11 protein-coding genes are annotated in these 11808 nt (G+C 50.9%); all 11 read left to right on the top strand.

The genetic code is table 11. The features are described from left to right. Window positions 1-778: 778 nt before the first annotated feature. The 11 genes from M0R47_RS03745 to epsC all read left to right on the top strand — a co-directional run bounded on the left by M0R47_RS03745 (window position 779) and on the right by epsC (window position 11693). Window positions 779-1243, top strand: coding sequence for a rhodanese-like domain-containing protein (locus tag M0R47_RS03745; RefSeq protein ID WP_292550512.1), 465 nt, complete (start codon window positions 779-781; stop codon window positions 1241-1243). An 85-nt stretch (window positions 1244-1328) separates the two neighbouring features. Next, window positions 1329-1763 carry a DUF6152 family protein gene (locus M0R47_RS03750; RefSeq protein WP_292550514.1) on the top strand — a complete coding sequence of 145 codons (435 nt, stop codon included), beginning with the start codon at window positions 1329-1331 and terminating at the stop codon, window positions 1761-1763. Between the two features lie 56 nt (window positions 1764-1819). Next, the gene (locus tag M0R47_RS03755; protein WP_292550516.1) at window positions 1820-2659 is read left to right on the top strand and encodes a hypothetical protein; all 840 of its coding nucleotides are present in this window, start codon (window positions 1820-1822) and stop codon (window positions 2657-2659) included. Continuing rightward, complete coding sequence (locus M0R47_RS03760; protein WP_292550518.1) at window positions 2656-3570, top strand: hypothetical protein; 915 nt, start codon at window positions 2656-2658, stop codon at window positions 3568-3570. Before M0R47_RS03755 ends, M0R47_RS03760 begins: the two co-directional genes overlap by 4 nt. Before the next feature lie 107 nt (window positions 3571-3677). Then, window positions 3678-4172, top strand: a complete 495-nt coding sequence (locus tag M0R47_RS03765; RefSeq protein WP_292550520.1) for a DUF6644 family protein — start codon at window positions 3678-3680, stop codon at window positions 4170-4172. 41 nt (window positions 4173-4213) lie between these two features. Beyond that, window positions 4214-4687, top strand: coding sequence for a hypothetical protein (locus M0R47_RS03770; RefSeq protein ID WP_292550522.1), 474 nt, complete (start codon window positions 4214-4216; stop codon window positions 4685-4687). Window positions 4688-4817: 130 nt separating this feature from the next. Further along, on the top strand, window positions 4818-5375 hold the full coding sequence (locus M0R47_RS03775; RefSeq protein ID WP_292550523.1) for a hypothetical protein: 558 nt from the start codon (window positions 4818-4820) through the stop codon (window positions 5373-5375). Between the two features lie 90 nt (window positions 5376-5465). After that, window positions 5466-7598 (top strand): TonB-dependent receptor, encoded by a 2133-nt coding sequence (locus M0R47_RS03780; protein WP_292550525.1) that lies wholly within the window; start codon window positions 5466-5468, stop codon window positions 7596-7598. Between the two features lie 653 nt (window positions 7599-8251). Then, window positions 8252-9433, top strand: a complete 1182-nt coding sequence (locus tag M0R47_RS03785) for a sigma-54 dependent transcriptional regulator (protein ID WP_292550527.1) — start codon at window positions 8252-8254, stop codon at window positions 9431-9433. 350 nt (window positions 9434-9783) lie between these two features. Continuing rightward, entirely contained in the window at window positions 9784-10761 is a 978-nt protein-coding gene (cysK, locus tag M0R47_RS03790; protein WP_292550529.1) for a cysteine synthase A, read from the top strand. Next, window positions 10758-11693 (top strand): serine O-acetyltransferase EpsC, encoded by a 936-nt coding sequence (epsC, locus tag M0R47_RS03795; RefSeq protein WP_292550532.1) that lies wholly within the window; start codon window positions 10758-10760, stop codon window positions 11691-11693. The genes cysK and epsC overlap by 4 nt, the downstream gene beginning before the upstream one ends. The last annotated feature ends 115 nt before the right edge of the window (window positions 11694-11808 follow it).

The raw sequence follows: 11808 nt of genomic DNA on the forward strand, positions 1-11808 counted from the left end.
ACAGCTCCTATCTTGAAACAAGGCGGATTGCCTCATTCCATAACATAGGAAACAGTTACGCTCTTTCAACCAGCCACAGGCTTATGATCGCAGCGTCAATACCGCGTGAGCGGTTTAGTCCTTTGGCCGATCTTCGCCTATCACGCATTTATATACTATCGATTCTATGTCTGCTTCTGGATTAATACCAAGTTCTTGAAATGACTTGCCTACATAAGGCAAGAGCTTTCTACCATTCTGTCCCTACAACTCGCAATTTTTAGTCTTTGCTGCTGAGTCATATTCAAGACCTGAGCAACTCATTACAAAAATAAAGTTTAATAAAAAACGTGATTTTTAGAGGCAGTCTATCTTCCGATTTCTAGCGGAAAATAAGGATAAACTCTAGTTAATACGCGTGGGTTTTGGTTGAAGACACACTGTTTACATAAATCCTGAGTGATTACAAAAAACGTATGCTGCTCCATCGACAACATTTGTTTACCTACTGCTGCCTGAGCAGCACTCATTGGTAAATTCCTTCCAAACCGGCATCGTCATCACGCAGGCGACGGCACGTATCCCATACAAAACAATTTAATTATCAGGCAGATAAAAAAATAAGTCGGCCATTTTCAGTTTTTTTATTTTGACCACATCTTGTTGGCACGAACACTGCAATAACTACAACAAGTACAGCGAAGAATAGGCTTTGAGCCATTCGTCACGGTGCGAAATTTTCCGGCGATCTGTGAGTAAGCAGTTCGTTTCTATTTCCTTTGGTAAGTGAGTGTAAAAAGTGAAACAACTAGGCAAATTATTGATTTTGATGCTGGCTTTTACTGCAACGACGGTTTTTGCCGCAGAGCACGATAAAGCAGGCGGAGGCAAGGCGCATCCTTATACGGCTAAAACCCCCAAATTAAACCGGGCGCAATTGGATGAACTGCTGGCAAAGCCGGATCAACTGGTCATTATTGATGTTCGTCGTCCCGATGAGTTAACCAAAATTGGCGGCTTTCCGGCTTATCTGAGCATACAGAGCAAGGACCTTGAGAACAGACTGGCGTTTGTTCCTAAAGATCGCTCGATTGTAACCGTGTCAAACCATGCCGGACGTGCCGGCAAGACTGCTGATTTGCTGGCTGAAAAAGGTTTTAAAGTGGCAGGCGCGGTTGGCGCTCAGGACTATGAGGCAGAAGGAGGCGCTTTGACAAAAATCGAGATACCTGCGCCGAAACCGGCTGCTGAAAAAGCGCATTAATTCTTTCAATTCCGTACAGCGCGATTGTCCCGATCGCGCTTTCGCTGAGTCATTAAAAACCGATAAAACGGTCTGGTGAATTGTGATGATATTTAAACAAAAACTAACAGCAAGCGCTTGCCTACTCGCCGGAGGATTGCTTGCCGCCTCAGCGCCGACCTATGCTCATCATGCGTTTGCGGCAGAGTTTGATGCCAACAAACCCGTCGAACTGAAAGGCACGTTGACGAAAATCGAATGGATCAATCCTCATGGCTGGATTTATCTCGACGTGGCGGATAAGTCCGGCAAAGTCACCAATTGGGCGGTTGAATTCGGCGGCCCCAATGCGCTGATGCGGCGCGGTCTGCGCAAGACCGATTTTCCGATAGGCGCCGAGGTTTATGTTAACGGTTACCTGGCCAAAAGCGGAAAGCCGGTAGCTAATGGCAGCACGGTAAAGTTGCCGGATGGTCGTGACTTTTTTGCCGGCTCTGAAAATACCGGTGCTCCGGAACCTCCTAAACCTGCAAGCAATTAAAAGCGCGCCGTTTCAGCATAAAGCGGCGGCTATACGAGAAAACCTGCGTAAAGACTATGAGAATAATCAACCGTAATAAAGATAAGCAGACATTTGAGCGCTCAAGTTATGCTTCTGCGTTTAAACAACTTTCAGGCGCAGCGATTTTTGTAGCCTCTGTGACTTTGGTGGGCTGCGGCGCTCCGCACATCAAAGGGCAGGATAACGTTGCAACCACCACTGCGGATATCCTGCGCACGGCTGATGGAAAGCCGGATCTGTCCGGGATCTGGCAAACCTTAAGCACAGCAGATTGGGATCTTGAGCCGCATCAGGCCCGTAAGGATGCGCCGCCGGGTTTGGGGGTCGTGGTCGGCAATGTAATTCCCTATCAACCCTGGGCACTGGAACAAAAGAAAAAGAATTTCGACAATCGGGCGGAGCTGGACCCGCGCAGAAAATACGTCATGCCGGGCATTCCACGGGCCAATTACACGCCGGAGCCGTTCCAGATTTTTCAGTCCGACAAGCAATTGACCTTTATTTACGAGTTCGGCCAAACGGTGCGCACGATACACGCCAATGACACCAAGCATCCGGAAGGGCATATCGACTGGTGGATAGGCGATTCACGCGGGCATTGGGAGGGCGATACATTGGTGGTTGACGTGACGCATTTTAACGACCAAACCTGGTTTGACCGTTCCGGGAATTTTCATAGCGACGCCTTGCATGTGGTGGAACGTTATAAACCCATCGGGCCGGATCATATTCAGTACGAAGCCGTTATCGAAGATCCCAAGGTGTTTACCAAACCCTGGACGATCAGTCTGACGCTCTATCGGCACAAGGAAAAGGATTTTCAATTATTGGAAAACTACGGCTTCACATTCGATTACGAAAAGTTCTATCCATGAAGCAAGATTTAAAAACCTTTCAAGGTAAAGGCGAGGCGATTGTGAATTATCAAATTAATATTGTAAGGGCGTGGATTCCTGTGTTGCTGTCATGCACATTAATAGCGCAGCCCGGCTTTGCGGAAGACAAAGACCATGCTGAAAAACCGGCTGTGTGGGTTCCCAACAAGCTTTCTGACGGGCAACCGGATGTTCAGGGCTTTTGGCGTCCGGCGAATCAAGGGACTTACTCATTGGTCAATCCACGCAATGGCCAGGACGGCAAGCCCGACAAGGATGGAAAAATCCCCAAAAGGCCTGTAAAGCCCAGTCGCATCATCGATCCGGCGGACGGGCAAGTGCCTTACCAACCTTGGGCGCGTGCCAAGCAACAGCATGTCCAGGCCAATTTTAACAATCCGGTTAGCCAGGAGTTCATTGATCCTCAGGCGCGCTGTTTTCCGGGCGGCGTATCGAGGCAGCAGTGGTGGCATAACACCGAGATTCGGCAATACCCCAATTACGTGGTCATCATCGGCGATGCGGACAGGCGGATAATTCCGCTCGACGGACGGCCGCATATTCCGGGCAACATCAAGCTCTGGATGTCCGATTCCCGGGGACATTGGGAAGGCAATACCCTGATAGTCGATGTGACCAACAGCAACGCCAAGCATCGATTGAGCAATGAAGGCGATTTCTCCAGTGACAGCGTACATATTCAGGAGCGCTTTACCTTTCTCGATGCGAACACTTACCAATACCAGGCAACCTATGAAGATCCACGCGTTTACACGCGGCCATGGACGGTTTCCTCAAAGCAGGTTCGTGCCAATACGGACGAGCCGGATTTTGAAGCATGGGAATACGCCTGTATTGAAGGCGAGAAAAATACGGATAACTACATTACCGAGAAAATTGTATCTCAGTAGCACGGACAGGGAATTCAGCTGATTCCATTGGGTTCCGCCATCGCTTTTTGTTTGCATCATGCTTTTGGCGGTTCTCTGTTTAACTAAACAAGCAAGAGGTATTCATTATGACACTCATTGAAATTGCCCAATTACTGGAAAACTCGGAGTTCGGTACAGCGCTGCGCGAGTCTCAATACATGTTTCCGATTGTAGAAGGTATCCATTTGTTGGGGCTGGCACTTTCATTCGGATTGATTTTTTTTATTGATCTGCGTTTGCTCGGCATATTTTTACCGGAAGTGCCCATTTCGCTGATTTTACAGCAGTTTAGAGCCTGCATTTTTGGCGGATTTGTTACGACCTTCATATCAGGCGGACTTTTATTTTGGGCTGAGGCCGCCAAAATGCTCGCCAACTCCGGCTTTCAGCTAAAGCTGCTGTTTATGTTCTTTGCGCTGATTAACGCGTTGTCGTTCGAACTCAAATCTGTCCGGCGCGGATCGGCTTGGCTGGATCAGGTATTAGCCCCGCTGGATATCAGGTTTGCCGCTTGCGCATCGCTGATTTTATGGGGCGGCGTGACCATCTTCGGACGTTTGACGCCTTATATGAGCGGCTGAGCAATTAAAAACGCATTAAATACCCATTCGAGATAACCGTTATGACAACCCATACTATAGCCAATACTATTCAAGACTCTTCAGTCAGCACCTTTCTCAGGTCGATAGACCACGACTTTATCGTCGTGTTTGAAGTGGTGCACGTGCTCGGGCTATTGCTGCTGCTTTCGCCTCTTGTAGTGATTAATCTCCGATTGCTGGGCGTCGGGCTAAAACAGCAAACAGTAGCGCAAGTTTTTCAGGCTTTTTATCCGTTCATGTTAGGCGGATTAATCGTTGCCGTATTTTCCGGCACGTCCCTGTTTTTAACTTTCCCTGTGATGTATTACAACAATCCGATGTTTTTGCCCAAAATCGGCCTGCTGTTTTTGGCGGTGACAGTCCAATTGGCGTTAATTCTTACAACAACTCAGCAGACCTATCCGACCCCGTTATTTGCCAAAAGTGCGGCATTGCTGTCCCTTACTTTATGGTTCGGGATTGGCTTTGCCGGGCGGGCAATAGGATTTGTTTAGTTCATAGCTTAGCGATTTGTCTATATGCAACTGAAAAAGTCGGCCGCGCTTTTTACTGTTGGGGTTGCGTTCTTCAAACACAACGGTCAAGCAGCGGCTGACGATCAGCACATTATTTTAAGGATTGGAAATGCAACGAAAATCATTGGTTCTACTTGTCATAGCGCTGTTGCCAGGTCTGGTCGCCTGTGTTAACGAGATCAAGGAACCAACGCAGGAAGGCTACTTCAAGCCGACCGCTACCGTTCAGGACATCATGCTATCGCTGATTGATCCTTCCGCGGATGGCATTTGGAATTCGGTTAGCACGACGATTACCAAGACCGGTACGGAAGATAAGCAGCCTCGTACCGATCAAGAGTGGCAGGAAGTCAGGCGCAACGCCATTACGCTGATAGAAGGGGCGAATCTTTTGCTTATCAACGGGCGGCAGGTAGCGGCCAAAGGCGTGAAATCGGAGAATCCGGGGATCGAGGAAGGCCCGGAGGAAGTTCAGCGATTGCTTGATGCCGACAGGGAAAGCTATGTGAAGTTTGCGCATGCGCTGCACGATTCCGGTGTACAAGCTCTTGCCGCGATCGATGCGAAAAATTCCGCAGAACTTGTCGCCGTGGGCGGACGGATAGATGAGGCCTGCGAGCAGTGTCATCAGCGTTACTGGTATCCGAACCAGAACAAAGCCAAATAACAGGTAAGGCTTTTCAAAAAGCAGGGAATCTTGAAAATTGACCTTCAACTAACCCTGATATCGTGGCAAACATAATATAAGCAAAATCGCATGGACAGGTATTTGCATTGCCCCATCCACAGGGATTATGCAGGGACAATTGCCCAAAGGATACTCGTGCAAAAATTCATCGTCAGCTCAGTATTGCTCGCCGGTTTTGTTCCGGCACACGCATCGCAAGCACTATCCGCAGATAACGCAGAGGCCGTGCTTTTGGACACGGTAGAGGTCAAAGGCCGAGCAAGCCATTCCTCAGCCGTGGCCACTTCGGCATCGCAAGGCGTCGTCGGGCAGGCGAAGCTGGCTTATCGCCCGTTGGCGCGAGCCGGTGAGCTGGTTGAGGTCGTGCCCGGCGCACTGGCAACCCAGCACAGCGGCTCAGGCAAAGCCAACCAGTTTTATTTGCGCGGCTTTAACCTCGACCACGGCACCGATTTTTCAGTGGCGCTGGACGGCGTGCCGATGAACATGCCCAGCCATGCGCATGGCCAAGGTTATCTGGACTTGAACAGCGTCATCCCCGAACTGGTCGACCATGTCGACTACGGCAAAGGTCCGTATTACGCCGATGCCGGCGATTTTTCTTCCGCAGGTTATTCGCGCATGCACACGCTGCATGATTTGCCCAAAGGACTGTTCAAATTTACCGGCGGCGAGCTCGGCTATTACCGCGCGCTTCTGGCCGATTCCAAAAAAATCGGTTCGGGCGATTTGTTGGCGGCGGGTGAATTCAACGCTTATGACGGCGTATGGCAGCAGCCGGAAGACTTGGGCAAATACAATGGCATGTTGCGCTACACGCTGGACAACACCGATTGGGGCTTGTCGGTCAACGCCAAAGCCTATCACTCCAGTTGGAACGCGACCAACCAGATTCCGGAGCGGGCTATCGAAAGCGGCACGCTGGACCTGTACGGCAGCATGGACCCTTCTGACGGCGGCGACAGTAACCGGTACAGCCTGTCCAGCAACGTCTGGAGCCGGGGCGAAAGCTATAAAAACGACTTTAATGCTTATGTTGTTTATTACGATCTCAATCTTTACTCCAACCCGACCGGCTTCCTTGACAACCTCGTGCAGGGCGACCAGGTGCATCAGACTGAGCGCCGCGTGGTCACAGGCGGCAACGGCGAGCAAACCTGGTTTGGCAAATGGTTCGGCTTTAACGTTGACAACAGCTTGGGCCTGCAAATCCGTCACGATGAAGTCATCGGCGCCGCGTTAAACCGCACCGAACAACGCCGGATTTTCGAAACCGTGCGCAAGGACGATATCAGCGAAACCAGCGTGGCGGCCTACCTGAAAAACCAGATCAGGTGGCATGAAAAATTCCGCACGATTTCAGGATTGCGCGCCGATTTTTTGGATATCAATGTTGAAAGCCGCACGCTCGCGGCCAATTCTGGGCAACGAAATGCAGCTTTGCTGAGTCCCAAACTCAGCATGATTTTCGGCCCCTGGGTTGATAACGAAGTGTTTGTAAATCTGGGTTACGGCCATCACTCCAATGACGCACGCGGGGCGACCTTGCGCGTTAACCCGGTCAGCGGCGATTCGGCCGATTCGGTCTCGCCATTGGTACGGTCGCGCGGCGGTGAAATCGGGCTGCGCAACTCATTTTTTCCGGGCTTGAATTCCACGGTGGCGCTGTGGTGGATGCAAGTCAATTCCGAACTGATTTTCGTCGGCGATGCCAGCAGCACCGAACCCAGCGGACGCAGCGAGCGCCACGGCGTGGAATGGAGCAACTACTACCAGGCAACCGACTGGCTGACCCTGGATGCCGACCTGGCTTTTTCAAAAGCGAATTATGTCGGCGTGCCGCGCGAGACCAACTATATCCCCAATTCGGTCGGCCGGGTGATCAGCGCCGGGGCGGTAGTGCAACTCCCCTTTCACACCTTTTCGACCTTGCGTTTGCGCCACTTCGGCGACATTCCGCTGAATGATGCAGGCAGCCTGACCGCAGGCGACACAACGCTGGTCAACTGGGGCCTAGGCTATCAGCATAAGGATTTGAAACTTGAGCTTGACCTGTTCAATCTGCTGGACGCCAAAAGCAATGACACCGCTTATGCCTATACGTCACGTTTGCCGGGTGAAGCCGCCGCGGGGGTGGACGGCATACTCAAGCATCCGGTGGAGCCTCGCATGGTAAGACTGGCCGCTTCGGTGAGGTTTTAATCTGAGTTGATAATTTTGCTACGCTAAATTCAGAGCCTTAAGACAGGTTTGATGAATATTAACGGATGAATCTCTGTTGTCTGGAAACGAAATAGGATCATCACTGTGACACATTAGTTTTCACGGAATGATCTATTCCTGTCTTACTCAAAAACATTGAGGTTTAGAGCCGGTAAATCCGTGCAGACCAATCTGTTTTTAAGGGTATTGAGCCAAAAAGAATTAAATGCAATTGATGCTAAATGGATAACCAAAAGCCAGTAAGGAATGCGCACAAAATAACTTGAGCAAGTTGCCAATAGCTGGAGTGCAGGCTTCGCCTGCCAGCGCAAGTACCCAACCGATTGCACTCCCGCTGAAAACTTATCTCGAGTTGTTCAAATTGTTTCAAGCTCATTCCTAAGCCACGCCAACGAGCCATCGGCGGATGAAGTTCCATGCCGGTGATTCCTATATCACTTTTAAAGATATATAAATCTAATAATAACGTTTTATTGAAAATAACAATTACCCTACGATGTGATTCATAGCTGACAGAGTACCTTGTCGGCTCTGTTGCCTGACTTAATTGCAGCGATTTTATTTAAATTTGAATAGCGATCCTGAAAAAGGGTTGGTCTATCAATTTTTGGAAAACAAACGAGCACATCATTATGGATACATTTTTAGGTCGAAATTCTGTCGACAGTCCAGCGGAACCTGGCTCGACGCTGTTGGCATTTGACGAATTGCAGTCACGTTCGCTGGCGCTATCTCTGCGAGCGACAGCTTTGGTTTTTGAAGATCCTGTTTCGAAACGATTGCTGGAACAGATCGAACGTATCGCACCTAGCGACGCAACCGTTCTTATTATCGGAGAAACCGGAACCGGTAAAGAGCTGGTCGCCAGGCATATTCATGCCCTTAGCAAACGCAGCAAAAAAGTTTTTGGGGCCTTAAACTGCGCCGCGTTGAGTGAAAACCTGATCGAGAGCGAACTGTTCGGTCATGAAAAAGGCTCTTTTACCGGGGCTTTAATGAGTAAAGAGGGCTGGTTCGAAACCGCCAATAAAGGCAGCCTGTTTCTCGATGAAGTAGGGGACTTGCCGTTTAGCATGCAAGCCAAATTGCTGCGTGTGCTACAGGAACGGGAAGTTGTCAAAGTAGGTTCCAGGCAGCCTGTGCCGGTCGATGTCAGAATCATCGCGGCAACCAACGTCAATCTGGAAGAGGCCGTTGCCGCTTCGCATTTTCGGGCCGATTTATATTACCGTTTCAATGTTGCGACTATTCAGCTAAGTCCTTTACGCGAACGACCCGGCGATATTCTGCCGTTGGCAAGGCATTTTCTGAAAATTTACGGCGACCGCTTGGGCTATGGTGAATTCAAGTTGTCGCCGGCAACCGAATTGACCTTATTGAATTACGATTGGCCGGGCAATATTCGCGAGCTGGAAAATGCCATTCACCGTGCGCTTCTGGTTTGTCCAAGTAATTGCTTAAGGCCTGAGGATTTCAAGCTATCCGGCGTTAGAACCTTGGAGCAAGGGCCATCGGTTTCCACCACGTCTTTGGAAAGCGCCTTGCAGCGCCTGTGCGAGCAAGCGCCACCCAAACTATTTGAAATTATAGAAGAGACGGTGATCCGGACTGCCTTTGAATTCTGCGAAGAAAACCAGGTTCAGACCGCGCGTTTGTTGGACATCAGCCGCAATGTGCTCAGGCATAAGTTGGGGCAATATGGCATGCTGCCGAATGGGCAGAAAAAATCGCCAGATGCATATAAAGAGGCGGAGCTTATAAGGGCCGGGAATATCAGGAAAGCAGACCCGGAAAACCTGTATCGATTGACTTAGTTATGTTGCGTTTGCCGGTTGTTTTGATCGATCGTAATAGGGTGACGCGCTGTCGATATAGTAGGGTTATTAATTTAAATAAAACGATATTATTAGCTCGATATATCGGTTAAATAAATGCTTAACTTGAAATTAAAACATTCCGAGAACGCATCTGTGCGCCTTGACAGAGCGTAACGACTTAAAGTACTTTATAAAAAACGAAATTAAGCTGACCGGACAACCGGAAGCCAGTGAGTCCCTTTCTTATTCTTAGGGGCCACTGGCTTTTTTTTGGTCAAAATTTCGCTAACCGTTATTCGTTCATCGCTTGCCAGACAGTTTAGCGATTGAAATTCCAGGAGATTTTTATGGCACATTGGTACGAAGACAATTCCCATTCCATCGGCCAAACTCCGCTGGTGCGGCTGAATCGCATCATTGAAGGCGCGCCGGTCACCCTGCTGGCAAAAATAGAAGGGCGCAATCCGGCTTATTCAGTCAAATGCCGGATTGGCGCGGCGATGATTTGGGATGCCGAGCGCCGCGGCTTGCTGGGGCCCGGCAAGGAACTCGTCGAGCCGACCAGCGGCAATACCGGCATTGCGCTGGCGTTTGTCGCGGCGGCCCGGAACATTCCGTTGACATTGACGATGCCTGACACGATGAGTCTGGAACGCCGCAAGTTATTGATTGCCTATGGCGCCAAACTGGTGCTGACGGAAGGCGCAAAAGGCATGAGCGGCGCGATCGCGAAAGCCGAGGAAATCGCCGTGTCCGATCCCGAGCGGTATGTTTTGCTGCAACAGTTTAAAAATCCGGCGAACCCGGCTATTCATGAGCAAACCACCGGGCCGGAGATATGGAACGATACTGGGGGCACTGTCGATATCCTGGTTTCCGGCGTCGGCACCGGCGGTACGATTACCGGGGTTTCCCGCTACATCAAGCAGACCCAGCGCAAGGCTATTATCTCGATCGCGGTTGAACCTGAGGCGAGCCCGGTGCTCAGCCAGTATCGTGCAGGCGAGCTGCTAAAGCCCAGCCCGCATAAAATTCAGGGCATCGGCGCGGGGTTTGTGCCCGATGTGCTCGATCTGTCGCTGGTTGATGACATCGAGCAGGTCAGCAATGAAGACGCCATCGCTTACGCGCGCCGTCTTGCACGGGAAGAGGGCATACTGTCGGGCATTTCCTCTGGCGCTGCCGTGGCTGTCGCGGCGCGTGTCGCCAAGCGTCCGGAAAACCTAGGCAAAACCATTGTCGTCGTGCTGCCGGATTCCGGCGAGCGCTATTTGAGCTCACCTTTGTTCGAAGGTGTTTTCGACGCGGGCGGTTTTGCCGCATGAGCGATTTCAGTTATCAAACCATCAAGCCGGACTGGGGCGTCGATGAGCTGGTGACAAGATTGCGCCGTTTACGCGTGCAGTCATTGGAAACCCGGCAGCGCCGCGACAAGCCGCCCAAGCTGCCGTCGCGCAAGGAATTGCAGAAGATTCTCGACGGCCTGGGCTCGGTGTTGTTTCCAAACCGGCTGGGACTGCCGGACCTGGATGACGAGGGCATCGATTACTTTGTCGGCCATACGCTCGATACCCTGTTGCGTGAGCTGTTCAGGCAGATCCGCCGCGAACTGCAATTTGTTTCCGCACAGCTGCCTGCTGATGAGATATACCGGCAGGCGGTCATTATTACCCGCGAGTTTGCCGCGCGCTTGCCTGAGGTCAGGACGCTGATCGAAAGCGATATCCTGGCCGCGTACGAAGGCGATCCGGCGGCAAGAAGCTCTGACGAAGTGCTGGTTTGTTATCCGGGCATTACCGCGATTATTCATCACCGGCTCGCCCATGACCTTTATAAATTGGGCGCGCCGCTGGTGGCTCGGATCATTGCCGAGATTGCCCATTCAGCCACCGGCATTGATATTCATCCCGGCGCGCAGATCGGCGACAGTTTCTTTATCGACCACGGCACCGGTGTGGTCATCGGCGAGACCGCCGTCATCGGCCGGCATGTCCGCCTGTATCAGGCCGTCACCTTGGGCGCCAAACGTTTTCAAAAAGACGATGACGGCATCCTCGTTAAAGGCAATGCCCGGCACCCTATCGTTGAGGACGATGTCGTCATTTACGCGGGCGCGACGATTCTGGGACGCATCACCATTGGCTGCGGTTCGACCATCGGCGGCAACGTCTGGCTCACCCATAGCGTACCGCCCGGCAGCAATATTACCCAGGCGCATGTGCGCAGCGAATTGTTTCATGATGGGGGCGGGATATAAATTCAAACGCACTGTACTCGACTTAAGACGGGAAGGAGTTTTATTAATTTAAAAAAGCGGCGATGCCATAGAGTGGGAACAGTATTCTCTCAATTGGAGTGCAGGCTCCGCCTGC

This window comes from Methylobacter sp. (genome assembly GCF_023227905.1).
Lineage (GTDB): Bacteria > Pseudomonadota > Gammaproteobacteria > Methylococcales > Methylomonadaceae > Methylobacter_A.